Genomic DNA, 25795 nt, shown 5'->3' with positions numbered 1-25795 from the left:
TGAGCACGCACTGGGAAACGAGGAAGAACTGACATGGACGAGTTCGACTATGTTGTGGTCGGTGGCGGAACGGCAGGCGCCGTGGTGGCAGCCCGGCTGACCGAGGACCCGAGCGTCAGCGTCTGCGTCCTGGAGGCCGGACCTTCCGACGTCGGTGACGACAACATCCTGCGACTCGACAAGTGGATGGGGCTGCTGGAGTCCGGCTACGACTGGGACTACCCGGTGGAGCCGCAGGAGAACGGCAACAGCTTCATGCGCCACGCCCGCGCGAAGGTGCTGGGCGGCTGCTCCTCGCACAACTCCTGCATCGCCTTCTGGGCACCGGCGGAGGACCTCGACGAATGGGGCGCGCTGGGCTGCACCGGCTGGAGCGCCGCGGACTGCTTCCCGCTCTACCGGCGGCTGGAGACCAACGACGCGCCCGGCGACCACCACGGCCGCTCCGGCCCGGTCACCATCCGCAGCGTCCCGCCGAACGACCCGTGCGGTACGGCGCTGCTGGAGGCCTGTGCGGCGGCCGGTATCCCCACCACACCGTTCAACACCGGCACTACCGTGGTGCGCGGTGCGCACTGGTTCCAGATCAACGCCCGTGAGGACGGCACCCGGTCCTCCGCGTCGGTGTCCTATCTGCACCCGATCCTCGGCAAGCGGCCCAACCTCGAGGTGCGCACCGGCCTGCAGGCCAAGCGGCTGCTGTTCGACGCCGACAAGCGCTGCACGGGGGTGGAGTACCTGGCGCCCGACACCATCCACTCGCTGGAGGTCGGGGCGCGGCGCGAGGTGATCGTCGCCTGTGGGGCCATCGACTCGCCCAAGCTGCTGATGCTGTCGGGCATCGGTCCGGCCGGGCATCTCAAGGACTCCGGTGTGGACGTCCTCGCCGATTCCCCGGGAGTCGGCTCCCACCTCCAGGACCACCCGGAGGGCCTGGTCATGTGGGAGGCGAAGCAGCCCATGGTCGCCACGTCCACCCAGTGGTGGGAGATCGGCATCTTCACCGACACCCAGGAGGGCCTGGACCGGCCGGACCTGATGTTCCACTACGGGCAGGTGCCGTTCGACCTGAACACCTACCGCTACGGTTACCCGACCTCCGAGAACGCCTTCTGTCTCACCCCGAACGTCTCCCGGGCCCGCTCGATGGGCACCGTCCGGCTGCGGACCCGCGATTTCCGGGACAAGCCGCGGGTCGACCCGCGGTACTTCACCGACGAGCACGACGTGCGGGTGATGACCCACGGGCTGCGTCTCGCGCGGGAGATCGTCGCGCAGTCCCCGATGGCCGACTGGGCCGGTGCGGAACTGGCCCCCGGTCCCGCGGCCAAGTCCGACGAGGAACTGCTGGACTACATCCGCAAGACCCACAACACGGTCTACCACCCGGCGGGCACCGTACGGATGGGCGCGGTCGACGACCCCGAGTCGCCGCTCGACCCGCAGCTGCGGGTGAAGGGTGTCACCGGGCTGCGGGTGGCGGACGCCTCGGTGATGCCCTTCCTGCCGGCGGTCAACCCGTGCATCACGACGATGATGATCGGCGAGAAGTGCGCCGACATGATCAAGTCATCCTGATCCCGGCAGTCGCCACCCCCCGGCACCTGTCGGCGCAGTCGTGTGACCGCGCTGTCAGGCGTCGGGGGAGGTGATCGCCCGCGCGGCGCTCACCTCCTGGCGGAGCGGGGCGAGGACCCCCTCCTCGTCCCCCGCCAGGTCGGCGCGGACCTCGACCAGCCGGTCCGAGCTCCGTACGCCGACCGCCAGCTCCCGCAGGTGGAACGCGACGGCTTCGACCTCGGCCGGCGCGGGGTCCGGTGCCCCGTGGTTGACGCGGACCCGGGCGGCGGTCGTCGCGTCGACGATCCGCTCGACGGCGACGACCAGCGGCCACCAGGCGGCGGCCCGGGTGCCGGTGGGCGGCGGTTCGGTCAGGGCGCGCTGGAACTCCGTGCGCACGGTGGACAGATCACGGTAGAGGCGGCGGCGCTGCCGGGTGCGTGAGGCATGGTCGGTGGCCGGTCCGAAGGCGGTCTCGACATAGTGCGCGGTGTCGTCGACGGCACTGGCGAGCCGGTCCCCGATACGGGTCTGCCAGCTCTCGGGCCACAGCAGATAGCCGGCGATCAGCGCGATGCCGCATCCGATGAGGCTGTCGACGAGGCGCGGGACCACCAGGGCGAATCCCTGGTGGTTGAGAACGTCGGAGAGCAGCAGGATCACCGGGGTGATGGCCGCCGTCTGGTAGGCGTATCCCTTCGCCGACGCGGCCGGGATCAGCGCCGCGAGCAGCACGACCACCGGCACGTCCCACCAGCCGCGCGGCACCTGGCTCAGCACGGCCGCCGCGGTGACCAGGCCCACCGCCGTACCGAGTGCGCGCAGCACGGCGCGGGAGAAGACCGAGCCGAAGTCGGGCTTGAGGACGAAGGTGACGGTGAGCGCGACCCAGTAGGAGCGGGGCACGGCGATCAGTGAGACCAGGCTCTGCGCGATGCCGATGCAGAGCGCGAGCCGCAGACCGTACCGCCAGGACCCCTCGGAGAGCAGCACATTGCGCGTCGCACGGCGGGCCCTGATGCGCAGCGCGGCCGGGAGGCCGAGGCGGTCGTCGACGTTGTACGGGTCGGGACCCGTCTCGTACACGACGGTGGCCGCGTGGCGGAGCGCGACGTCGACGGCCAGTTCGGAAGGCGCCTGCGCAGCACCTGCCGATGGGCGGTGGCCGGGTGACGGGCGGGCGGGTCCGTCCGCTTCGGGTGCCCCGAGGTCCGGCTTCCCCGTGGTGCCCGTCTCGACCGCGTCGGCCAGGTCCCGTACGGCAGCGGGGATTCCGGCGGGCAGTGGTGCGCCGTGCAGATGGGCGGCGGGCGCCGCCTCGACGAGCGGGATCAGCACGTTGAGCGCGGACAGCAGCCGTACGAACGGGCCGCTGCGACCGTGGGCGCGGGCGCGCCGGGCGAGGATCAGGTCGTACGACGTGTTGAGGGCCTGGGTGACCGCCTGCCGCTTGGCATCGTAGGTGTCCTTGCCCGCCGCTTCGAGAAGATCGGCCACCGCGCGGTAGGCGGCGGCGACGGCGGCTCGCTCGGGTTCCTGTCTGCGGAACGGCCAGGCGAGCAGGGCGAGGAACAGGACGAACAGGCCGCCGCAGGCGAGCAGCAGCGGGGCCTTCCACCACGGCCCCGGCAACGGGAGCCCGGCCCCGATCACCGAGTTCAGCAGAAGCAGCAACCCCGAGACGGAGGCCACCGCGCCGATGGTCGACATCATCCCGGAGACGAGCGCGATCAGTGTGAGCGCGCCGACCGCGAACCAGCCGTGACCGAAGACGATGGTGCCGAGCATGACGCCGAGGGTGCCGAAGAGTTGTGGCACGGCGATGTTGAAGACCCGCATGCGATAGGCGTCGGCGGTGTCGCCGATGACCCCGGACAGGGCTCCCATCGACACCAGCGCCCCGTACGCCGGCTGTCCGGCGGCCAGACCCACGGCGAGCGGCGCCGCCATGGCGATGCCGGCGCGGCAGACGGCGGGCCAAGGGATGGGTGCGGTCTGCGGGGTGAGTGTCCTGACCAGCCAGGCGGGCGGGGCGAGGCGGCTTTGCATGGGGCCATTATCGGTGTCCGGGCGCAGCCGCAGATCCGGGGGCTGTCGGGGGCCCGGTCCGGCCCGGACCGTTTGCGGGATGCCGGGGGGAAGTCCGGCACCCCGCTCGGGTCAGTGACCACCAGCTCCCGGTGCGGCGGCCACCAGTGCGGACCACTCGCGGTCGTGCTGGCCGGGCACTATGCGCCCGGCCTGGTGCCACTGCAGGGCGAGCGCGGCAAAGATCGGAGGCCCGTTCACACGAAGAACCGATTCTTCGGCCGTGCTGCCGCCTGTCCTCCGCCGCCGGCCGGTAGGAACCCCGGCCTCCTGGATCGCTGTCACGCCCCGACCAACGACCTCGTACCGGACAGGCAATCCCCCTCGGCCGCCCTTCACCCCACCGAGTGCACGACGCGCCGTGTGCATGACGCACCGGCACGCCCCTCGTACGGGTGATCGAGTTCCGGGTCGGCTCAGCCGCTGTTCGGCCGCGGCGGGCCGGTGCGGCCGACGGCGTGCAGCGAACCGAGGAGGGCGAGGGAGTCGGCGTTCGCACTGCCCGGCTCGGCGGTGCCGACCAGCAGATACTGTCCGGGCGCACTCTGGACGTCGAAGCTCTGGTACGTCAGCTCGATCCGGCCGACGTCCGGATGGTTGAAGACCTTGCTCTTGCTGCCCAGGCGGCCGACGTTGTGGTGGTGCCCCAGCGCGGCGAACTCCTCGCTGTCGGCGAGGAGCTCATCGACGACGGCGGCGATCGCGGGGTCGTTCCGGTCGTATCCCGCGGCAAGCCGCAGCGCATCGACGGCGTCCCTCGCGACGGTCTGCCAGTCGGCGAAGAGTTCGCGGGCGGCAGGATCGTGGGAGAGCGAGCGGATCATGTCACGAGGTCGGTCTGCGGGGAGAGCAGAGCGTCGGCCAGCGCGTTCGCCGGCCATCATGAGCTGGACGTGACCAGCCTGGAGAGCATGCGATCGTTCGTCCGGGCCGCGCACGAGCAGCACGGTCGGGTCGACGTGCTGGTCAACAACGCGGGCGTCATCCCGCTGTCGACCCTCGGCGCCCTGAAGGTCGACGAGTGGAACCGCATGATCGACGGAACTCGGCACCTTCTCCAACCTCTGGACCGTGACCTTCGACCAGCGCGGGAAACGCAGCATGTTCCGCATGTGGAACAACGAAGTCTGAGAGGGCGCGGCGTACAGTCGGCTCGGCGGTGCCGTGCTCGCCGGAAGCCGGTGCCGCGAACGCTACTGCCCTGACGACGCCGGTGCGAGGACCTCGATGAGAAAAGTCGTTCTGATGATGTCGGTCTCCCTCGACGGCTACTTCGAGGGGCCGAACCGCGAGATCGACTGGCATCAGGTCGACGAGGAACTGCACCGCGACCTCAACGACCGGCTCAGGGTGATGGGCGCCTTCCTGAGCGGCCGGGTCACCTATCAGCTGATGGCCGAGTTCTGGCCGACCGCGGACCAGGACCCCGCGGCCGGCGAGACCATGGTGGACTTCGCCGGGATCTGGCGGGACATGCCGAAGATCGTGTACTCCCGGACCCTGGAGCGGGCGGACTGGAACACCACGATCGTGCGGGAGGTCGTCGCCGACGACATCCAGGCACTCAAGGCGCAGCCCGGCGGAGACCTGGTTGTGGGCGGGGCCGATCTCGCGGAGACGTTCCTGAAGCTGGACCTGGTCGACGAGTACCGCATCTACGTCCATCCGGTCCTCATCGGCAAGGGCAACCCCCTGTTCCGGGACTCGGACACCCTGCGGAGTCTCCGGCTCGTGGAGACCCAGGCCTTCGGTAACGGAGTCGTCCTGCTGCGCTACGAGCGGGCCTGACGCGGCGCGTTGTCCGAGCGCCCGTGCGGAGGGACCGCCGGTCGCTCCGTACGATCCGGGGGTCCCTCGGCCCCTGCTCGCGGTGTCCGATCCTGACGCCTGATCAGGCGACGCGGCTGATGCGGCGGACCGCGAGATACAGCAGCAGGGCGGCCAGCGCGACGAAGCCGATGTCGGCCGGCACCGAGGGGTTGTCGCGCGGGTCCTGGCCGAAGACGCGTACCTGTCCCGAATCCGAGGGCCGTCCGCTGACGCTGCTCACGGCGACCAAGCGCCCGGAGATCAGCGAGGCCGAGGTGCTGGCCGGGCTGCTGGGCGGCCGGACCCACTGATCTGCGGGTGGCCCAGGATCTGCTGGAAATCGTCCGAAGGGCCGGAAGGCGGCGTATGCGGGAGGAGGGGTCGGGTGTAGCGTGCGCTTACACGTGTAACTCAGGGGGTCGCGGGACGGCCCGGGGCAGGAGAATCATGAAGCTCAACGTCCATGAACGCGGTGACGGCGACAAGGTCGCGCTGCTGATCCACGGCGGCATGTCGGACTACCGCACCTGGCACGCCGTGGAGGACGACCTGATCGCCCGCGGCTACCGCGTCATCGCTCCTGACCTGCGCGGACACGGCCTCAGCCCGCGGGGCGAGTACCGGCCCGAGCTGCTGGCCGACGACCTGGTGGAGAACCTGCCGACCGGCGCGGACGTCGCCATCGGCCACTCGCTCGGCGGTCTGTCCCTCGCCCTCGCCGCCGACCGGCTGCGGCCGGCCCGCGCGGTCTACTCGGACCCGGGCTTCCGGCTGGAGAACATGCCGCCGAACGCGTCGGCGTTCATGCTGGCCATGGTCGCGAACGCGACCGGCGACAGCGTGCGCACGATGAATCCGCGCTGGTCGGACGCCGACGTCGCGGCCGAGCTGGCGGGCTTCGCCCTCTTCGACCGTGACTTCTTCGCGCTCACCGAGAAGGGCACCGCCCTCGGATACCTGCCCGCGAGCGCCGTCGTGCCGTCGCTGGTGCAGCTGGCCGATCCCAGCTTGTGCATCAGCCCGGAGACCGCCGAGGAACTGCTGGCCAACGGGTTCGAGATCCGTACGGTCAAGGGTGCCGGGCACTGCATCCACCGTGACGACTTCGCCGGCTTCATGGCGTCGCTCGACGGCTGGATCTGACCGCGACCGGGGACCGTCGATCGGGTGGTGAACGGGTCGGGGAGCGGTTCCGGCCCGTTCACCACCGCGTCCCGACCCGGCTCCGGCGCCGCTTCCTGTTTCCTGTTCCGGCTCCGGGCTCAGTGCACGGAGAGACCGCCGTCGACGAAGATCGACTGCCCGGTGACGTAGGCGGAGGCGCGGCTCGCCAGGAACACCGCGGCGCCCGCGAAGTCCTCGGCCAGGCCGTTGCGCCCCACCATCGTGCGGGCAGCCAGCGCCGCGACCTTCTCGGGGTCCGACGACAGCCGTTCGTTGAGCGGCGTCATCACGAACCCCGGCACGAGCGTGTTGCACGTGACGCCGAACGGCGACCACGCCTCGGCCTGCGACCGGGCCAGCGACTCCAGCGCCCCCTTGGAGACGCCGTAGGCGCCGCTCTGGACGAACGCCCGGTGGGCCTGCTGCGAGGTGATGTGGATGATCCGCCCGAAGCCCCGCTCGGCCATCCCGGGACCGAACCGCTGTCCCAGTAGGAAGGGAGCCTTGAGGTTCACCGCCATCGTGGTGTCCCACACCGCGTCGTCCAGCTCGCTCATCGGCGGCCGCAGGTTGATCCCGGCGCAGTTGACGAGGATGTCGGGCTCCCCGAAGACCGCGGCTGCCTCGTCGGCCGCCGTGCGGACTCCGTCGCCGGTACTCAGGTCCGCGCTCACCCAGGCCGCCCGGCAGTCGTCGGCAGCCAGCTCACCGACCGTGTCCGCCAGCTCCTTCTCCCGGCGCGCCACGATCACGACGCTCGCCCCCGCGCGGGCCAGTGCCCCGGTGACGGCCCGGCCGATGCCGGAACTTCCGCCGGTCACCACGGCGACGCGGCCGTCCAGCGAGAAGAGGTCGGAGAGATATCCCTGCGAGATCATCCCAGCACCCTAGAGGGCGCACCCGCCCGGATGACGCCCGGGGCGGTTTCGATCGGGCGCGGTGAAGTCCGGTGAGGGTGTGGGGGTAGGCCTCTAGGGTGTGAGGCATGACGGGGAAGTGTCAGATCTGCGGAGCGCCGATCGAGGCCGGTGGGCGGTCCGGAAGGGCCGCGGTGTACTGCTCCCAGGCGTGCCGGCAGCGCGCCTACCGGGAGCGGCGGCAGCCGGCCGGGGTCCCGGCCGGGGAGCTGGTCACGGATATCGGGGACCGGGTGCGGCGGCTGCGGCTGGCTCCCGCACTCGCGTTCCACGCCGACGTCGAGTCGCTCTCGGCCCGCTTCGCACAGCTCCGGCGGCTGGCCCGCCAGGCGCGCGAGGAGTTCTCGACACCGGCACCGGCAACACCGGCACCGACGCCACCGGCACCGACGACACCGGCACCGGCAACACCGGCACCGGCAACACCGGCACCGACAACACCGGCGACTTCCGCCACAGCCGCGGAAAACGTCACACCCGGCCGCGTGACGATTCTCGACGAGGAGGGCTTCGCCACGCTCACCGAGGAGCACCGGCGGGAGCTGCGGGTGCACTGCTACCGCCTGCTCGGTTCGTACGACGAGGCGGAGGACCTCACCCAGGAGGCGTTCCTGCGGGCCTGGCGGGCCCGCGAGACGCTCGCCGACGTGGGCAATCCACGGGCCTGGCTCTACCGGATCGCCACCAACGCCTGTCTGGACTTCCTGCGCAAGCACAACCGGCGCCCGACCACGTACGAGCCCGTGCCGGGCATGGACTCCGGTGACGGGCCTCCGCCGCCGCGACTGCCGTGGCTCCAGCCCTTCCCCGACGATCAGTTGCCCGAGACACCCGCACCCCAGCACGAGCCGGACGAGCAGGCGGTGGCGAGCGAGACCCTGGAGCTGGTCTTCCTGACCGCGATCCAGCAGCTTCCGCCACGGCAGCGGGCGGCCGTGATCCTGCGTGACATCGCCGGCTGGTCCGCCCAGGAGACCGCCGACCTGCTGGGCGGCAGCCTGGCCTCGGCGAACAGCGCCGTCCAGCGGGGCAGGTCCGCGCTGCGCGAGGCGCTGCCGGGGCGGCGCGAGGACTGGACGGCGGCGGAGCCGAGCGCCGAGGACATGGCGCTGCTGCAGGGCTACATGGAGGCCGCCGCCCGCTGCGACATCGATGCGATGACCGAGCTGGTGCGCGCGGACGCGGTGCTCACCATGCCCCCGAACCCCTTCTGGTTCACCACCCGCGAGGCGCTCTTCGCGTTCGTCCGGCCGAACCTGGATCCGGCGTCGCCGATGTTCGCCGGGTACTGGAGGCACCTGCCCGTGCACGCCAACGGCCAGCTCGCGGTCGCCGGCTATCTGCAGCGGCCCGGCACCAGCGTCTTCCGGGCCCAGCTGATCGACGTCCTGCGGGTGGAGGAGGGGCGGATCGCCGAGATCACCACGTTCGAGCCGCACCTGTTCACCGCGTTCGGGCTGCCGATGACCCTCTGACAAGACGGCGGGGGATGAGACGGCGACCGATGAGGCAGCGACCGATGAGTTTCCGCGTCGGGTACGTCGTACGGGGTGACGGGCGCACGGAGCGCCCCTGATCGAGGGAATGAGAACCATGCTGAAGAACAAGGTCGCGGTCGTCTACGGGGGAGCCGGCTCGCTGGGCTCGGGAGTTGCCAAGGCATACGCGGAGGCCGGCGCGCGGGTGTTCATCGTCGGCCGTACCGAGGCGACGCTGAAGAAGGCCGCCGCCGAGGTCGGCGCCGAGTACGACGTGCTCGACGCCCGTGACGAACTGGCCGTCGAGGCTCACGCGGCCTCGGTCGTCGAGCGGGCCGGCCGGCTGGACATCTCCGTCAACCTCGTGCCCAGGGGAGACTTCCAGGGCGTGCCGCTCATGGACATGACGCTCGAGGACTACACCCGGCCGGTCGTGCAGGGCATCGCCTGCCAGTTCATCACGGCGCGGGCGGCCGCCCGCCGTATGGTGCCGCAGGGCTCGGGCGTGATCCTGTCGCTGAACAGCGGGTCGGCCAACGGCAGCCCGATGATGGGCGGCACCGCCGCTGCCGACGGCGCGCTGGACGCGCTGATCCGCCAGTTCGCCCAGGAGATCGGTCCGTCCGGAGTCCGTGTCTGCGGGATCTGGACCGCCGGTGTCGCTGACAGCCTGACGCCGGAGAAGCTCGCCGCAGCGGGCGCGACCGGTATGGACGAGGCCGCCGTGCAGGGGCTGGTCGGACATCTGGACAGCATGCGGATGACGAAGCGCTCGCCGCGGATCGCGGACATCGCCGCGCTGGCGACGTTCCTCGCCTCCGACGCCGGGATCTCCATCACCGGCACCTGGGTCAACGCCACCGCCGGAATGTTCCCCAGCTGACCTGCTCCGACGGCCTCCGACGGACCTCCCGCAGCTGACCCTTCGCCGTTCGCGACGGCGGGGGTCAGAGGTGGGTGCGGCCCGGGGTCACCAGACCTGTCTCGTAGGCGAAGACGGCCGCCTGCGTGCGGTCGCGGAGCCGTAGCTTCTGCAGGATGCGGCCCATATGGGTCTTGATGGTCTGCTCGGCGAGGACCAGCGCCTTCGCCACCTCCGCGTTGGACAGCCCCTGGGCCACCAGCGCCAGCACTTCGGTCTCACGCGCGGTGAGTTCGGCGATCCGCACCTGCGCGGGCGGCCGCGAGGTGCCGCCCTGGCGGGAGAACTCGGCGATGAGGCGCATGGTGATGCCGGGGGAAAGCAAGGCCTCCCCGGCGGACACGATGCGGACGGCTTCGGCGAGTTGCACCCCGGAGGCGTCCTTGAGGAGAAATCCGCCGGCCCGCACGGTGGTGACCGTGCGGGCCGGCGGACAACACAACGGTCAGGAGCGGGCGGCTCCCCGGGCCGAGACGGCGACGTACTGCACGCGCATCGGATGGCCCGGTTCGGTGGTGGGCCCTGCGGGGGCGCCCAACGCGGCGGGGAGATTGCCGCCGACGGCCACGTTCAGGATCAGGAACAACCCGTGGTGCACGGCGTCGTCCCAGGTCCTGGGATCCATCTGGGCCGCCGTGACCTTGTGGTACTCGCGTCCGTCCAGGTACCAGCGCACCTGTTCCGCACCGGCGGTGAGGTCGACCTCGACCGCGTAGGAGTGGAACCCCGTCCGGCAGTCGGGGCAGGACCGGTCCCCCGATCCCAGTCCCTGGGGCTCCTTGCAGGGGCCGCCTTCGAGCGTGCCGCAGTGCATCGTCCCGAAGACGGAGTCACGGCCGTTGACGTTCTCCATGACGTCGAGCTCACCGATCGCGGGCCAGCCGGTGTAGCCGTTGCGCAGTCCGGAGCCCAGGGTCCAGAACGCCGGCCAATAGCCGGCCGCTGCCGGTCCGGTGACGTCGGGCAGCGCGATCGATGCCTCGATCCGCAGGACGCCGCCGGGCGGTGGGGCGTAGTCGGAGCGCTTGGACTCGATGCGGCCCGAGGACCAGCGGCCGTTCCGCAGCCGGGGCACGATCTCCAGCGAGCCCTTCCCGTCCAGCCGGACGTTGTCCGTCGAATCGGTCATGGTCTCGATCTCCCCGGTTCCCCATTGCGCGGCCGGGCAGCCGGGATAGCAGGTGCCGAGGTCGTACTGCCACTTCGCGGCCGACGGGCGGCTGCCGGACGGTCCGTCGAAGTCGTCCCTGAGGAGCTGGGTCCACCGGCCGGACGGCACCGCGTCGCGGTCGGGGAGGGCTCCCGCGTCCGTCAGCAGCCGCTCCAGCCGGGGCGCCAGTACGGTCGCGGCGACGTTGGTCAGATGCGCGTCGTCCCGGTACAGCAGGATCCGTTCCAGTACCGCCGGGCATTTGGCACCCGCTCCGGGGCACAGCACGGAGTTCATCTCGACGGCCCGCACGCCCGGCAGCCGGCCGGCCGCGATCGATGCCGCGAGCGGATCGGGCCACTGCGCGGTGGCACGGTCGAATGCGCAGGCGTCCGGGTCCTTGGTGTGTCCGGAGACGCAGGCGGGGATGTCCGTCCCGGGGATCGGGGTGTCCTGGATGTAGACGATGGGCACCCCGAGGGCGCGCAGCGGCGACAGGGTCTTCTCCCAGCCCGCCGTGAGGAGCTGCTGGTCGTCGGTGTAGCGGTTGAGGGACGCGACGACGACGAGTCTGGGCTTCGGACCCTGGCGCAGCCGGGACAGGCTGTCCGCGCGCCAGGTGTCGCACTCGGTGTACGTCCGGCCCAACTGTGGGTTCCTCAGCGTCAGTTGTGGCAGCGGGCAGCCCTGCTTCACCAGTTCCTGCAACACCCACCCGCGTTGGGCCGCGATGCCCAGCAACGGGGAGAACCACTGGCCGGCGTGCGAGTCGCCGAGCAGGACGATCCGGTCCGGGCTCGCGGTCGCGCCGAACAGGCAGGGCGGGCTGGTGGTCGCGGTGGGTGCCACCTCGCACCCGCCGTCCGGCGGGAAGTCCTTACGGGCCTGGACGGCGCCCGGTACCGGCGGGCCGTCCTTGAGCGGGGTACCGGTCCGCAGCAGCAGCGACCTGCCGTCGGCCGCGCCCGGCGGCAGTCCCTTCAGGTCGAACTCCGGAGCCGACGCGAGCAGATTCAGCGTTCCGGTTCCGACCACCAGCGCCAGGACCACCGGCAGGACGACCGCGGCGACCCCCAGCGCGAGTCCGCGCCGCGGGAATTCGGAGACGGTCCTGCTGCGGCGCAGCGGCTGTTCGATCCAGCGCATGGTCGCGAAGGCGGGCAGTGCGGACGCCATGGTCAGCGCAGCCCTGGCGGGCCAGCCGAGCGTTCCCAGCCGGGCCTCAGCGAGGACGAGCACCGGCCAGTGCCACAGGTAGAGGGTGTAGGAGAGGCGGCCGATCGCCCGCGGTATCCGGCCGCGCAGGATCCGGCCCACGCCGTACGCGGTCGCGCCGTCCGTCGCGTCCGCGTCGCCGGTCCCCGCCAGGATGACCGCGGCGGTGGCGAGCGTCGGCACGAGCGCGGCGTATCCGGGGTACGGCGTCCCGCCGTCGTAGCGCACCACGCACCACACGATGGCCGCGGCTCCGGCCCACCCGCACACCGGACGTATCGCTGACAGTCCGCGCAACCGGTGCCACGGGGTCAGTGCCAGCAGCGCCCCGACCCCGAACTGCCAAGCGCGGGACGGCGTTCCGAGGTATGCCAGGGAGACGGAGGTGTGCGTCCAGTGCAGTGCCAGGAGGAACGAGCCGAGCGTCAGCAGTGCGGTGACCGCGAACACGGCCGACCGCACGGCCCGACCCCGGCGGGACGTCCTGAGCACCGCGAAGACGATCAGGGCGAGCAGTGGACCCCAGAACAGATAGAACTGCTCCTCCACGGCGAGCGACCAGAAGTGGAGCAGCGGGCTCGGATCGCGTCCCGCGGCCAGATAGTCGGTCTGCTGGGAGACGAAGCGCCAGTTGGCGGTCGACAGTGCGGCGGCCAGTACGTCGTACTCCAGGTCGGTACGGCGCAGCGGGACGGTGAGCCAGGCGGCGGCCAGCGCGGTCGCGCCGAGGACCACCGCCGCCGAGGGCAGCAGTCTGCGGGCCCGGCGGGAGAAGAACTCCCCGAGGCGGATGCGGCCGGTCGTGGCCGCCTCACGGATCAGCAGCCCGGTGATCAGATAGCCGGAGATGACGAAGAAGATGTCCACACCGACGAACCCGCCGGTCAGCCCGGGCAGTTCGGCGTGGAAGGCGAGCACCGCGAGGACCGCCGCGGCGCGCAGGCCCTCGATGTCGGGGCGGAAGCCGGGAGCGGGTGGCCTGGACCCGGTCGTTCCGGCTTTCCGGAATCGGTTTCCAGCGGAGCCCGCCCCGGGTGTCGGACGGCCGGCGCGGTCGGCGGTTTCCGGATGTCGGTCCGGAAGCGTGGTGGAAGGCATGGGTGTGATGGCCTTTCAGCTCAGCCAGGGAAGCATGGGAGTGACCCATCCGGAGGCGAGCAGCGCGGTGAGCAGGAGAAGTGAGGTGGCGGCCAGTGCTTCGGGCCAGCGCCGGGGCAGCATGCCGAGGCGGACCGGCCGAGCGGCTCGTACGGCCTTGGATTCGGTCTTCGCCGGCCGCAGTTCGGCGATCAGATCACGGACCAGCGGGAGGCCGATCTGGCACTGGACCAGGAGGTACAGGCCGAGACCCCAGTTGGGCCACCAGCCGTTGCGTGCGACGGACAGGGCGAGTCCGGCCGCGGCCGCGCCGATGGAACCGCAGAGCCAGGCGAGCGAGACCAGCACCACTTTGCGGGCCATGCCGCTGGGCTTCACCCGGCCGACGCCGGTCGGGACCCAGGCGGCGCTGTGGCCGCGCAGCGTGTGCAGGAACGCGGCCGCGGCGGCGACGCTCGTCAGGACGTTGGCGCGGATGACCTCGACCCGCCACCGGGTGTGGCTGATCCGGGGCAGCAGCACATGCCAGAGCCACAGCGGCGCGAGCAGCGGCAGGACGTGCCAGGGGCGGATCTGGTCCGGGTACCAGAACATCATCACCAGCGGCGGCAGCGGCGCGGCGAACGTGTTCACCGCGGCGGTCAGATAGCCGACGATGCCCTCGTAGAAGCACAGACGCATCCGCCAGGGCGCGCCCATGCGCTTGAGGTCGGAGTTCTTGATCAGGTGCAGGTTGCCCATCGCCCAGCGGTACTGCTGGTTGACGAAGGACGAGAGGTTGTCCGGCGAGGTGCCCTTGGCGACCAGCACCGGGACGTAGAGGGTACGGAACCCCTGCTCGTAGAGGGCGAGTCCGGTGTACAGGTCCTCGCTGTGGTCGAGCTTGGCGAAGCCGCCGGCCGCGTCGATCGCGGTGCGCCGGTAGACGGCGTTGCTGCCGCAGCAGATGGCCGCGTCACTGGCGTCCCGCGAGGGCTGGATCCACCGGAAGAACCACTCCTGGGCGGAGCCCGCGGCGCGCTGGATCCAGTCCATCGACTCGTCGGTGTCGAAGCACTGCGGGCTCTGGACGATGCCGATGCCGGGGTCGGCGAAGTACGGCACCAGATGGTGCAGGAAGTCCGGCCTGGGAGCGAAGTCCGCGTCCAGGATGGCGATGTACTGCCCGGTGCTCACCGTCAGCGCGTGATTGAGGTTGCCGGCCTTCTTGAGGTGCCCCCGGTCCGGCCGGACGACGTACCGGTAGCCGTGTGCGGCCGCCAGAGCGGCCACTTCGGAACGGTCCGCGTCGTCCAGCACCCAGACGGTCAGCGCCCCGGCCCAGTCGACGGCCGCGACAGCCTGGTAGGCGTTCTCCAGGACGGCGAGCGGCTCACCGCAGGTCGGCAGATAGAGGTCGACGTCCGGCAGTTCGGCCGGCTGCCAGGCCTTGGTCAGCACTTCGTGCGAGTGCCTGGTCAACCGCCGCTGGCGCAGGCTATTGACCGACGAGAGCGCCAGCGCCACCAGGTTGAGCACGAGCACGGCAAGGAAGGCCCACAGGGCCGGGGTTCGCAGCGCGAAGGTGAACATGGTCGCCGCAGTGAACACGAAGGCGAGTGAGGTGCAGATCAGTACCCACCGGCGCTGTGGTCCGAAGTACCAGTAGAGCTCGTGATCCGACGGTGGTTGAGGCAGATGGTCGACGGTCAAGTGTCCCCCCACGGGCGCGTGATGGACGATCCAGTGATCACCCTACCCGCAAAGGTATAGACCACTGGCGCGTCAATCCACGGACCGAGACAGGTGCCGACATATTCATGGTGAAGACAAGATTCCGCGACAGTCCTGTCATCCTCCGTTCCTCCGACGTCGAGGTCAGAGGGCGTTCAGCACGTTCACTCCGGGCTACCCGGCGCTCCTCCGGATAGTTCACGCGCCCAGTCGGCGAGTGCGTCGAAGTCCGCCGCGAGCAGTCCGAGGCTCGGTTCGATGCGGAGGAGCAGGGACGGCGCGGAGTGGTGGGCGGTGACGTACTCGCGGTCCGGGGGCCGGATCTCGTCGTCGATCCAGGCGAAGGGCCGGCCGGCGGCGTACCTGACGATGTCGTGGGTCTTGAAGTAGGTGCCGTCGTCGCGTCGGGCGTGCAGCTCCGGCCAGTCGATGGCGGGGAGTTCCGGCAGGCCGAGGCGCGGACCGATCCAGCGGTTGGCCTGCGCGCCCCACGTCGTCGCCCACACCAGGTCGAACGGCAGCGCCATCAGCAGCGGGCCGTGGGCGGCATTGAGCCACACCCGTAGCGGCTTCTGCCAGGGCAGGTCCCAGCCGGCGGGTCGCATCCGGTGCGTGGTGTAGCCGTCCGGTCGCTGGTGGGGCCGCGCGGCGAACGGGTTGAGGGGGCCGTCCACATCGATGAGGAGGAGGGGCTTCGCGGTCACGCTGGCTCCTTGCCGGCTGGGTGCGGTGAGCGGCCGGTGTACGGGGCCGGTGGGCCTCCTCCCTCCGGGAAGCGGACGCCCGACTCAGCTACCCGGTCCCGGACCGGACCAACCCACCGGTCCTGGATCCGGGGACCGATCCCCGGCACCAGGACCGGTCGTGATCAGGCGAAACGCGAGCTGGGAACCGGTCCGGAGGAGCGGACACGGTCCCGGGCTCCCGTGAGCCAGGTGGCGTTCACCCGTACGGCGAACGCCACGAGCAGCTCGTCGGGGTCGGCCGGGGCATCGTCGTCGCCCGCGTCGGGCTCCGGGTCCGCGGCGCAGATCGCGTCGGCCAGCTCCTCGGCCGAGCGCTCGTCGGCCGGGATGTCGTCGCGCTCCCCGTCCTCGGTGAACCGCATCCGGGACGCCCAGGGGGCGATCACGGTCTGCACCAGCAGGGTGGAGACATCGGCCGGGACCGCGGGAGGATCCGTCCAGCAGGTCGCGTGCTCGTACAGGACCTCACCCGGCGCGCGGTCGTGCAACTGCGCGACCAGCTCCTGGTCGCACTCGTTCAGGTCGTACGCCACGACCAGGGTGTCCGCGGTACCCGGCCGGTACGGTGCGGTGGGCAGGCCGAGGATCCGGGCCGCCGCCAGGCCGAGGGCACGGCTGCCGCGGTCCGGCAGCAGTGCGACGGACGCGGGCTTCCGGTCCATGGCCGCCAGCACGGCGCGCAGTCGCTCCAACCCGTGGCGGCACGCTCCGAAGTCGTCCTGCAGATAGGCCCAGCGGCCGGTCATCCCCTGGTGGAAGCCGGCGGGCGACACGGTGGTGAGCAGGCCGCCGGTGAGGGTGTAGTGCCATCCGCGCAGGTCCTGGCGGTCGACGGGGGTGGCGACGGTGGCGCGGGCGAGGAGGTGGCGGATACGTTCGGCGGCCGGCCGCCAGGTCTCGTCAGGGTCCCCGAGCGCGCCGAACACCTGGCGGCCGAGGTCGACCTGACCATCCATCAGTGCGTTGTGCACCAGCAGATAGCGGTCCGGCCAGTCCTCCGTCAGCCCGTCGTGCTCCTGGAGGAGGCCGACCGCCTCGGCGTGCCGCTGCTCGTCCTCCAGGGCGACGGCCAGCTCCAGCAGGACCTGCCGTGGCGCGGGGGTGCGGCGCGCCCGGCCGAGGAGGCCGCGGCGAGGAGCCAGTGCGAGGCGCAGGGCCTCCCGGAGGGCCGGCACGGCGAGGTGGGAGACACCGCGTCCGATGCAGGCATAGCCGAACTCGTAGAGCGCTCCGGCCCCGGCCGGGTCGGCGGTCAGAGCGGCCGAGGCCGCGGCGAGGTCGGCGAACCCGACTCCCTGGGCCAGCTTCTCGACGAGTGGTGCGATCTCGGCCGACGGCAGTGCGTCCGCCGCGAACCGGAGGGTCCGCATCGCGCCCTGCGGGTCGCCGGAGTCGAAGAGCTCCCAGGCCTTGGCCAGTTCGGTGGTCATCGTTCTCCTCCTGAGTGGTCGGCGAGCTTCCTCGACCCGCCGGGGTGCTGCCTGACGGCGGGAAAAGGTGCGTGACGACTCAGGGCGCGCGGGCCGGCCGCCTCACGGGGCCGTGCCGCGGCGCTCATCGGGACGGGCGGTGGCCGCCCTTCCGGTGATGGTCGTTCATGAGGTCGTCCCTACTGTCGTACATGTGCACGATCATGGTGGGTCGCCGGGGCACTGGCAAACCGATTAGACCCTCCCTCGTCCGGCGGCTCGACCGGTCCCGGATCTCCGCTGCCAACGTCCCTCCCTGGAAGGCGAATCGGTTCGACCCCCCTTTTCGGTCGACGGTGAAACAGCCCGACTGAAGCCGTCCGCAAATGGGGGTTGGACGGTGGCGAATCGTCCGACGGATTGGCATGTGCTGGACCTGGACCGCGATCCGGTGCCCGGGGACCCGTACGAAGTGAAGGAACTGGCCCGCAAGCTCGGTGACTTCGCGGACGACGTGTCCTCGGCACTGCGCTCGGTGCGCGGGCGGTCTGGGCGAACGGGGGCTGGACGGGCTCAAAGGCCTGCGCGGCAGCGTCGACAACGCCCTGGAGAAGGCCAACCATGGCCGGCAAGTGCAAGGGCGGCGACCCTATCGATCTCGTGACCGGCGAGATGCTGATGTCCGCGACCGATGTCCGGCTGCCGGGGCTCCTTCCGCTGACCATCGAGCGCCATCATGGGACAAGATGCTCAAGCGGGTGTCGTTCCAGTACCAGCGGTTCGTCACGCACACCGACTACGAGCAGGTCCGGAAGCTCGGCGACCGCAAGATCCATGTGGACGGGGGACCGGACGCCAACGGGTTCATGGTCGAGAGCAAGTGGACCGGCAACGAGAACCAGTGGGCGTCCTCGCAGTACAACCCCGCGCACACGCACGACGACGAGAGCAAGATCACCAGTCAGGCGGAGAAACTGCTCGACCTCAACGACGCGCTCGGCGGCAACGGACTGCGGTACGCCATCTCCAGCCCGCAGGGCGCCGCCCCCTTCCCGGAGCTTCTCAGCGGGAAGTTCCCGGAGCACTTCGCTGATGGCAGAGACTGAAGATCTTCCATGTTCCTGCGATGGGAATGAACAGATGAACGAGGTTCTCGCAGTCCTCGACCGGCTTCGCGACGCCGGCGAACTCTCCGGCGAGACCGCCGCCGACGCGCTCGGGGCAGCCGGGTGGGCCGTGAATCGGCAGTTCGCGGGGGAGTCCTTCGCCCGGCACTGGGAGCGCGGCGAGTTGGTGGCCGGGATCCAGGGGGACGGTCCTGACGCACGGGTCGAGTTCAGCCTGTGGCTGCGGGACGTCGACGGCGACGAGGACGGAGATGCCGACGACTGGGACCCGGACGCCGACGCGGACGATCTGGACGCCGCGTACGAGGCGGCACTGGCCGGTCTGGTGAACGAGGCGGAGGCACCGCTCGCCGCCACCGGATTCACCGCTGTCGACGAGAGCGGGGACGCGGACGAGGACGCGACCGGCGGTCTGGACTACATCGCCCACCGGGCGTGGCGCGCCGGCCGGCGCGTCTTCCTGCTGGGTGCGATCCAGGACGACACGGACCTTCCGGTACGCGTGGTCGCCGTCGTCACCTGACGCGATCCGCCGGGGTGGCCGACCATCGCACCGCCGACCCGACCCGCACGGGGTTCGGGTCGGCGGTGCGTCCGGTCGGCGCTTCAGCCGGTCAGCGGAGCGACCTCCGGGCCGGGCTCGTGCCCTGCGCGGTCGCCCCGGCCCAGAACCCGCACTGGTGATCCGCCGCGAAAGCGGTGGACGTACGGTCGGCCACGGGGTTGAGGGTGAGGACCGTGTGCCGGGGGCCGGCCGCCGGCCACGGGGTCTGTCCGGCCACGCCGGGGTTGCCGGAGCGGGCGAACGCGGCCCAGTAGCGCTTCATGCGGTCGGCGAGGCCGACCTGGGCACCGGTCAGCGGGCGGTCGCCCATGGTGAAGTCGTAGAGGTAGGCGAGTTCCGCGCTGTGCGCGTTGGCCATGTCGACTCCCGGGACCTGCGCCCCGTACAGCGTCGGTGAGTCCGGGTCGTCGAACTCGTAGACGTACGTGGGCACCTGTCCGGCGAAGGTGTCGGCCGTCCAGTAGGTGTGGCAGGCGAAGGTGGAGTCGGTGAGCAGCGCGGACATCGCGAGGTACGGGCTGGCGTATCCGGCCAGCGGATAGCGTGCCAGCACCTGTGACGCCGCCGGCCCGTACGTCGCCGTGATCTGGTCCGTGTACTGCTGCGCGGTCAGATACGGCTGGGTCAGCGCGACGAAGAGCCTGCTCTCGGAGCGGTTGCTGCCGATCAGGACCGGCACCTTGTTCCAGGCCCCGGCGGCGATCGCCTCGGAGGGCTGCGCGGGCAGCAGGAGATCACCGAACGCGGGCCCGCTCGTCGGCAGCGTGACGGCGGCCGCCGTCAGCCGGTCCGCCGGGGCGGCCCGCAGACAGCCGGCGCTCACCTTCGGGTCGGGGCAGCCGGCCGCGGTGGCGTAGGTCCGGGCCGCGGTCTCCGCCTGGGCACGGTCCGGTGCGGCCAGCAGCGTGCACGGACCGCTCTGCAGGACGGCGCGGGAGTACAGCCCGGCCGCCCGCGGTGCGGCGAGCAGCGAGCAGACCGAACCGCTGCCCGCGGACTGCCCGGAGATCGTGATGTTGCCCGGTGCACCGCCGAACGCCGCGATGTTCTGCTTGGTCCACTGCAGGGCCGCGAGCTGGTCCATGAGGCCCCAGGACCCGGAGCGCAGCGCGTTCTGCCGCGCGAGCTCCGGCAGTGCCAGGTAACCGAGCTGGCCGAGCCGGTAGTTGATGCTGACCACCACGGTATGGGTGAGGTCGGCCATGGTGCGGCCACCGAACTGGGTCCCGGTGCCCTGGCTGTAGCCGCCCCCGTGCATCCAGAAGAGCACCGGCAGGTTCGCACCCGGACGGGCGTCCCGAGGGCGGTACACGTCGAGGTAGAGGCAGTTCTCGCTGACGGCCTGCGGGTCCCGCAGCCCGAACGGTGAGAACTGCAGACACGCGGGTGCCTGCGTCGTCGCGTCCCGTACCCCGTTCCACCGGGCCGGCCGCTCCGGCGCCTGGAACCGCAGGTTGCCGACGGGCGGCGCCGCATAGGGAATGCCGAGGAACTCCTGCGCCCCGTCATGGACCTGCCCCCGCAGGATGCCGTCGGAGACCGCCACCACCGGCGGGCTCGCGGACCCCTTGGCGGACGGCGCGGCGGAGGCGGGCAGCGCTTGGAGGAACAGGGCGGCCAGCGCGAACAGAACCACGAGACGGAGGGGCCGTCGGGAGCGGGGCCCGGATCTTGCGGCGTGGTCGGTCACGGGCGCAGCCCGGCGAGCAGGGCGGTGGCCGCCGCGAAGTCGGCCGGGCCGCTGTTCCAGTCGGCGTTCATGGGGGCGATGGAGACCTTGTCGGCGTTGACCGCCGCCACGTCGGAGCCCTTCGCGGGAGTGAGCGGGTCGAAGGAGACCGTGACCTTCCACGTGCCGTCGCCCGCGTCGGCGTAGTGCGGGGTGAGCACCGTCTGGGCGTCCTGGAAGGTGAGGGAGACACCGCGCGCGGTGCCGGTGCCGTCCGTGCCGACGATGGGGTGGTTGACGTTCAGACCGACACCGTCGGGCAGCAGGTGCCCGGACTTCGCGCGGGCCTGGAGCCGGTCGATGAGCTTGACGGTGAAGTCGGCGGTGACGCGCATGGCGTTGAGGGTGGGCCCGGGGGCGGGCACGGAGAAACTGCCGGTGCTCACCGCGATGGCGGGGATGCCCCGTTCCAGGGCGGCGATGGCGCCTCCGACGGTGCCGGAGTGGGTGGCGAAGCCCGCCACGTTGGTCCCGAAGTTGGTGCCCGAGATCACCAGGTCGGGGGCCCGGTCGGCGAACACCTGGGAGAGCCCGAAGGCCACCGCGTCGCCCGGGGTGCCGTCCACGGCCCACACCTGGGCCTCGGGGTGCTGCACCACGACGCTGGTCGCGCTCATCATCTTCGTTCCGGCGCCGCTCTGGTTCTGCAGCGGGGCGACGATGGTGACCTGATGGCCGGCGGCGGTCAGCCGGTCGTACTCGGCCCGGATACCGGGCGCGTTGTAGCCGTCGTCGTTGGTGAGCAGGATGCGCAGCGGGCCGGAGGGCGCGGCGGGTTGGGCCGCGGCCGCGGGCAGTGTCACAGAGGCGGCGGACAAGCACAACAGCAGGGCGGCCGAGGACAGCACGTGCTGACGTCTCACGGTGTTGCTCCTTTGAGTCGGGGCAGCGGTGGGACCGGCGGGTGGCGGACCGGTGGACGGTCCGCGACCCGCCGGAGTTCTTGTCGGATCAGGTCTCCGGATCCGGCGGACGACGCGGATACCGGGAACAGGGGTGATGCCGTGGATGCCGGAGTGAGCGGTGGCAGCCGGGTCAGCCGGTCAGCGGACGCTGCGGATCGGGAGGATCGCCAGCGCGCCCAGCAGCGACAGGGCGCCGCCGACCAGGAACAGCGGGGTATAGCCGCCGAGGGTGGTGACGATCGCGGACGCGACGAACGGGGCGATGATCTGCGGCCCGGCGTTGGCGATGTTGAGCACGCCCATGTCCCGGGCGGCGTCCTCCGCCCTGGGCAGGACGAGCGTGACGAGAGCGGTGTCCACCGCCATGAAGCAGCCGAAGGCCAGACCGTTGAGCGCGCTGAAGACGATCATCCCGGTCCAGGTGGGGCTGATCACGGGGACGGCCATGACCAGTCCCGCGAGGGTGGCCGAGACGGCGACGAACACCTTGCGCCGGTTCCAGCGGTCGGAGAGCAGACCGCCGACCACGGTCGAGACGGCCATCGCGACCATCGAGACCGGGGTGAGGATCGCCATCGCCGTGGCCGGTTCCAGACCGGCGGGCAGCGCGATGTGATCGTCCAGGATGTACAGCTGGTATCCGGCGACCGAGAAGTATCCGAGCACCATCAGGGCCCGGCCGATGAAGGCCCAGCGGAAGTCGTGATGGGACAGCGCCGACAGGAACGCGGCCAGCTGTTCGCGGCGCGGTACGGCCGGTGCGGGCTCGCGCCGGGGCACATCGCGGCAGAGCGTCGTCAGCAGGACCGCGGCGCCGGCGACGAGCACCCCGAACACCAGGTAGCCGGTGCGCAGATGGTGTGCGGTCTGTGAGCCGATCAGCACGCCGACCGTGCCGCCGATCGGCAGCGCCAGCCCGACGAGTGCGGACGCCGTTCCGCGGCGGGCGGCGGGAATGCGGTCGGGCACCACGGCGGTGACCGCGGCCTGGTAGACGTTCATCGTCGCCTGCACCAAGCACCATCCGATGCCCACCAGCAGCGCGGTGTGCACACTGCCGATGAACGCGAGGCCCGCGAGCGAGGCGAAGGCGCCGCCCAGGATCCAGGGGTTGCGTCGGCCGGTCCGGTCCGACAACGCGCCGGCGATCGGGTTGAACGCGGTGGCGAAGACCGCGCTGATGCCGCCCACCACGCCCAGGATGGCGACCTTGTGGGCGGGATCGATCGACTCGATCTGGGTCGGCAGCAGAACCGCGCCGACACCCATGTACACAGCCAGCATGGATGCGTTGGCCACCAGCAGCAGTGTCAGGAGTCCACGGTGTCGTGGCGTCTCCGGTGCCGGGCGGGTGGGCGGCTGGAGCACTTCGGTCGCGGTCAATGCGTCCTCCGGAGTCCGAGGGCCGCGGCCGGGGCGCGGCGGATGCTGAGGGCGTACATGTCGACTCCTTGAGGGACGGAGCGGTGGCGTGGATCGGGAGCGGGGGAGGGAAAGGGGCCCGGGTTCGAGCGGTGGTGGCGGGGTGACCCGGGCGGTGCGGACACGTCATCGCCATGATTGGTTACACGTGTTATCCAACGCGGTAAGCACTGTGTAGCACCCTTCCGCTTCCCGCACCAGATCTGTTTCCGAACCGCGATACGGATCGTGATGATCGGTTGGGCCGGAAGATATTCACGTGTAACTAATCCGGTCGCGGCACTGTGCAGACGTGAGCCGCTGTGCTGGGGTGGGCCCGAGAATCCGCACTCTCGGCCCGGGCGGGCCTGGGATTCCACGCTCCCCGGTCGGATGGGGGCGGATCTCGTACCGCCTCGGGGTCGGCGGGAAGCGCTTCGATGTGTATCGTCTTCGTTGCGACGGTCAAAAATGCGCAATGCCTACCGGCGGCGCGAGACCGCCCGGGAGCCGGGTGCTCCCCAGACGCGAACGCGCGGGGACACCCTCGGCCCGCACCGCCCCGAACCCGCCCGCTCCGCATCCCTTCGCTCCGCACCGGGGGCCGCCACGAGCCGGCCGCGCGGCGGCGATACCCCCTGCGCACATCCTGCGCGGACCCCTGAGCACAGCACTGCGTACAGCCGTCCGTCCCCTCGCCACGTGCCCCGGGCCCGTCCGCCCGGTGAGCCGACCGTGAAAGGCCGATCATGCAGAACGCGACTCACCTGTCCGATCCACCGCCACCACCACCGGTGGCGCCGCTTCGGCACCATCTCCCCGCCATCCCGCCCCGGGGCGCTCTGGTTGCGGGCATCACCCTGCTGTCGCTGGCCGCGGGCATCGGACTGATGCTCCGCGGTGACCGGCCCCCGTTCTTCGAAGGTCTCGACGACCGCTGGCTGGTGTGGATGACCGGGGAGCGTACGGGTACGGCCTCCGACCTGGCCCGCGATCTCGACCGGCTGGGCGGGCCGTTGGGCCTCGTCTTCCCCCTCGGCCTGATCGGCTGTCTGTGTGTGTACGGGCGTTGGAGGTCCGCGATCTTCGTCTTCACATCCGCCGTACTCGCGAACATCCTGGTGATTCTGCCGCTGAAGCAGGTGGTCGACCGGCCGCGTCCGCCCCGGCCGTGGGTTCTGGTGAACAGCGGCTCGTTCCCCTCCGGGGAGGTCTTCACCGCGACGACGCTGGTGATCGCGGTCGCGGTGGTAGCGTTCCGGCCCCGCGCGCGGCGCTGGTGGTGGCTGATCGGCGGCTCCTATGTCGCCGCGATGATGTGGAGCCGTACCTGGCTGCACGCGCAGTGGCTCAGCGACACCGTCGCGGGGCTGCTGGCCGGCGCCGGCACCGGCCTGCTGGTCTGGCTGGCCTTCGCGCCGCTGCTCAGGGGGGAAGCGGTGCGCGCGGCCGCCGACCGGCTGTGGGAGTGACGGCGGGACCGTCCGGCGCGCCACGGCCGACCCGCTACCTTGGCGACGGGGGCGACCGGGCACGGGGCGGCCGCACGACGACGCCGCACGATCTCGAGGAGACATAGCGCTGTGCGAGAGCTCGCTTTGGGGATCGCTCTGGGTTTCAGCGCCGGCATCAGCCCGGGACCGCTGCTGGCGCTGGTGCTGACCGGGACGCTGCGGGGCGGTCTGGGGATCGGGTTGAGGGTCGCCGCCGTTCCGCTCCTCACCGACCTGCCGGTGATCGTGTCGGCCGTGACGGTACTGGCCATGTTGCCGGACGCGGCGATCTCCATGGGCGGCGTCGTCGGAGGGTTCTTCCTCCTGTACCTGGCGCTGTCCACGCTGCGCGAGGCCCGGACCGCGCAACTGCCCAGCCGTGACGGGTCGGATGCCGGGGACCAGGCGAAGCGGGCCCTGTGGCAGGGGGCGCTGGCCAACCTCCTCAGCCCGCACCCGTGGATGTTCTGGCTCACCACGGGCGCGCCGTTGCTCGTCGCGGCCTGGCGGCACGGGTCCCTGGAGGCCGGGTCGTTCCTGTTCGGGTTCTACCTCCTGCTGGTGGGTAGCAAGGCGTCGCTGGCCCTCGTCATCGCCCGCGCCCGGCACCGGATCGGAACGCGGGGCTTCCGCTGGACACTCGCCGGGTCCGGCGTCCTGCTGATGGCCGCGTCCGGGCTGCTGCTCGCGGAGTTCGGCCCGGGGCTGGTGGCCACGCTCCGGACGACCGCCACCTCATGAACCCCGGCGAACCGCTCCAGGCCGACCGTCCCGGATGAAGGCCCGGATCCCTCAGGAGACCGGGGCTGACTCCAGGTGTGCCTTGAGGCGCTGCAGCGTGGTGGTGATGTTGGAGTTGTTGGCGCCGATACGGTCGAACACGCCGGTGATCACGATGGCGAAGGGGATGAACCACAGCGGGACCCGCAGCCAGTTGGTCTCGGTGACGGTACAGCCCTCGGCGCTGGGTTCGATGTCGTACTGCCAGCGGGAGATGGGGATCCTGAGCGGCGCCGTCACCTCGTAGGCGAAGCGCCGTGCGGGGTCGGCGTCCGTGATGCGGCACGTGGTCGCCCAGCGCCGGAGACCGTTCCGGTTGTAGCCCTGGAAGCGTGCGCCGACGGCCGGGGTCCCCGCGCCGTTCAGCCAACGGGCGCGGTGCGCCTCCTCGGCGAAGCGGATCATGACAGGTGGATCGCTGATGATGCGGTACGCCTCGGTCGGGGGCACCCGGATGGTCACCGTGCCGGTCGCTGCGGCCTCAGGGAATCGCGGTATGCGCATGGGGTTGTCTCCTCCGCTGACG

The 25795-nt window shown here is 71.2% G+C and carries 21 protein-coding genes and 2 pseudogenes; 10 read left to right on the top strand and 13 right to left on the bottom strand.

Going from position 1 to position 25795, the window contains the following annotated elements; all coding sequences use genetic code 11:
• Positions 1-33 precede the first annotated feature (33 nt).
• The gene (locus C8250_RS04950) at positions 34-1578 is read left to right on the top strand and encodes a GMC oxidoreductase (RefSeq protein WP_138351408.1); all 1545 of its coding nucleotides are present in this window, start codon (positions 34-36) and stop codon (positions 1576-1578) included.
• 54 nt (positions 1579-1632) lie between these two features.
• Here C8250_RS04950 and C8250_RS04945 read toward each other — a convergent pair whose 3' ends face one another.
• On the bottom strand, positions 1633-3609 hold the full coding sequence (locus tag C8250_RS04945; RefSeq protein ID WP_138351409.1) for an FUSC family protein: 1977 nt from the start codon (positions 3607-3609) through the stop codon (positions 1633-1635).
• Positions 3610-4064: 455 nt separating this feature from the next.
• Complete coding sequence (locus tag C8250_RS43345; protein WP_244808972.1) at positions 4065-4472, bottom strand: hypothetical protein; 408 nt, start codon at positions 4470-4472, stop codon at positions 4065-4067.
• A gap of 63 nt (positions 4473-4535) precedes the next feature.
• On the opposite strand from C8250_RS43345, the pseudogene C8250_RS43340 reads away from it, so the two are divergent.
• Both C8250_RS43340 and C8250_RS04935 read left to right on the top strand, forming a co-directional pair.
• Positions 4536-4688, top strand: a pseudogene (locus tag C8250_RS43340) (SDR family NAD(P)-dependent oxidoreductase); the annotation flags it as partial.
• Positions 4689-4875: 187 nt separating this feature from the next.
• Positions 4876-5436, top strand: coding sequence for a dihydrofolate reductase family protein (locus C8250_RS04935; protein ID WP_138351410.1), 561 nt, complete (start codon positions 4876-4878; stop codon positions 5434-5436).
• Between the two features lie 103 nt (positions 5437-5539).
• Here the strand turns inward: C8250_RS04935 and C8250_RS04930 are convergent, their stop codons facing one another.
• Positions 5540-5698, bottom strand: coding sequence for a hypothetical protein (locus tag C8250_RS04930; RefSeq protein WP_164292671.1), 159 nt, complete (start codon positions 5696-5698; stop codon positions 5540-5542).
• Positions 5699-5904: 206 nt separating this feature from the next.
• Here C8250_RS04930 and C8250_RS04925 point away from each other — a divergent pair, with 206 nt between their 5' ends.
• A complete protein-coding gene (locus tag C8250_RS04925) occupies positions 5905-6600 on the top strand; it encodes an alpha/beta hydrolase (RefSeq protein ID WP_138351411.1) in 696 nt (231 codons plus the stop codon).
• Between the two features lie 119 nt (positions 6601-6719).
• Here C8250_RS04925 and C8250_RS04920 read toward each other — a convergent pair whose 3' ends face one another.
• Entirely contained in the window at positions 6720-7499 is a 780-nt protein-coding gene (locus C8250_RS04920; RefSeq protein ID WP_138351412.1) for an SDR family oxidoreductase, read from the bottom strand.
• Positions 7500-7606: 107 nt separating this feature from the next.
• On the opposite strand from C8250_RS04920, the gene C8250_RS04915 reads away from it, so the two are divergent.
• Positions 7607-9013: an RNA polymerase subunit sigma-70 gene (locus C8250_RS04915; RefSeq protein ID WP_138351413.1), complete on the top strand. Its 1407-nt coding sequence runs from the start codon at positions 7607-7609 to the stop codon at positions 9011-9013.
• Positions 9014-9131: 118 nt separating this feature from the next.
• Positions 9132-9899, top strand: coding sequence for an SDR family oxidoreductase (locus C8250_RS04910; RefSeq protein ID WP_198357877.1), 768 nt, complete (start codon positions 9132-9134; stop codon positions 9897-9899).
• 64 nt (positions 9900-9963) lie between these two features.
• Here C8250_RS04910 and C8250_RS04905 read toward each other — a convergent pair.
• The 5 genes and pseudogenes from C8250_RS04905 to C8250_RS04885 all read right to left on the bottom strand — a co-directional run.
• Positions 9964-10347: pseudogene (locus C8250_RS04905) on the bottom strand (response regulator transcription factor); the annotation flags it as partial.
• A 36-nt stretch (positions 10348-10383) separates the two neighbouring features.
• Positions 10384-13401, bottom strand: a complete 3018-nt coding sequence (locus C8250_RS04900; RefSeq protein WP_138351415.1) for an acyltransferase family protein — start codon at positions 13399-13401, stop codon at positions 10384-10386.
• 15 nt (positions 13402-13416) lie between these two features.
• The gene (locus tag C8250_RS04895) at positions 13417-15093 is read right to left on the bottom strand and encodes a cellulose synthase catalytic subunit (RefSeq protein WP_187145249.1); all 1677 of its coding nucleotides are present in this window, start codon (positions 15091-15093) and stop codon (positions 13417-13419) included.
• Positions 15094-15278: 185 nt separating this feature from the next.
• On the bottom strand, positions 15279-15818 hold the full coding sequence (locus C8250_RS04890; protein ID WP_138351416.1) for a hypothetical protein: 540 nt from the start codon (positions 15816-15818) through the stop codon (positions 15279-15281).
• A 164-nt stretch (positions 15819-15982) separates the two neighbouring features.
• Positions 15983-17290: a hypothetical protein gene (locus C8250_RS04885; protein WP_138351417.1), complete on the bottom strand. Its 1308-nt coding sequence runs from the start codon at positions 17288-17290 to the stop codon at positions 15983-15985.
• A 725-nt stretch (positions 17291-18015) separates the two neighbouring features.
• Between C8250_RS04885 and C8250_RS04880 the strand changes: the two genes are divergently transcribed.
• Together C8250_RS04880 and C8250_RS04875 are read left to right on the top strand one after the other, a co-directional pair.
• The gene (locus C8250_RS04880) at positions 18016-18375 is read left to right on the top strand and encodes a hypothetical protein (protein WP_138351419.1); all 360 of its coding nucleotides are present in this window, start codon (positions 18016-18018) and stop codon (positions 18373-18375) included.
• 34 nt (positions 18376-18409) lie between these two features.
• Positions 18410-18919, top strand: coding sequence for a hypothetical protein (locus tag C8250_RS04875; protein WP_138351420.1), 510 nt, complete (start codon positions 18410-18412; stop codon positions 18917-18919).
• 91 nt (positions 18920-19010) lie between these two features.
• Here the strand turns inward: C8250_RS04875 and C8250_RS04870 are convergent, their stop codons facing one another.
• The 3 genes from C8250_RS04870 to C8250_RS04860 form a co-directional block, all read right to left on the bottom strand.
• Positions 19011-20597: a carboxylesterase family protein gene (locus tag C8250_RS04870; RefSeq protein WP_187144729.1), complete on the bottom strand. Its 1587-nt coding sequence runs from the start codon at positions 20595-20597 to the stop codon at positions 19011-19013.
• Positions 20598-20647: 50 nt separating this feature from the next.
• Positions 20648-21553, bottom strand: coding sequence for a 5'/3'-nucleotidase SurE (surE, locus tag C8250_RS04865; RefSeq protein ID WP_187144728.1), 906 nt, complete (start codon positions 21551-21553; stop codon positions 20648-20650).
• Positions 21554-21733: 180 nt separating this feature from the next.
• On the bottom strand, positions 21734-22894 hold the full coding sequence (locus tag C8250_RS04860; RefSeq protein WP_244808971.1) for an MFS transporter: 1161 nt from the start codon (positions 22892-22894) through the stop codon (positions 21734-21736).
• Positions 22895-23745: 851 nt separating this feature from the next.
• On the opposite strand from C8250_RS04860, the gene C8250_RS04855 reads away from it, so the two are divergent.
• Together C8250_RS04855 and C8250_RS04850 are read left to right on the top strand one after the other, a co-directional pair.
• Positions 23746-24468 carry a phosphatase PAP2 family protein gene (locus tag C8250_RS04855; protein WP_138351423.1) on the top strand — a complete coding sequence of 241 codons (723 nt, stop codon included), beginning with the start codon at positions 23746-23748 and terminating at the stop codon, positions 24466-24468.
• A gap of 111 nt (positions 24469-24579) precedes the next feature.
• Entirely contained in the window at positions 24580-25230 is a 651-nt protein-coding gene (locus C8250_RS04850; RefSeq protein ID WP_187144727.1) for a LysE family transporter, read from the top strand.
• A 51-nt stretch (positions 25231-25281) separates the two neighbouring features.
• Here the strand turns inward: C8250_RS04850 and C8250_RS04845 are convergent, their stop codons facing one another.
• Positions 25282-25773: an SRPBCC family protein gene (locus C8250_RS04845; protein ID WP_138351425.1), complete on the bottom strand. Its 492-nt coding sequence runs from the start codon at positions 25771-25773 to the stop codon at positions 25282-25284.
• Positions 25774-25795 lie beyond the last annotated feature (22 nt).

This window comes from Streptomyces sp. So13.3, assembly GCF_005860785.2.
Classification (GTDB): domain Bacteria; phylum Actinomycetota; class Actinomycetes; order Streptomycetales; family Streptomycetaceae; genus Actinacidiphila; species Actinacidiphila fildesensis.
This window is presented reverse-complemented; position numbering and strand designations above follow the sequence as displayed.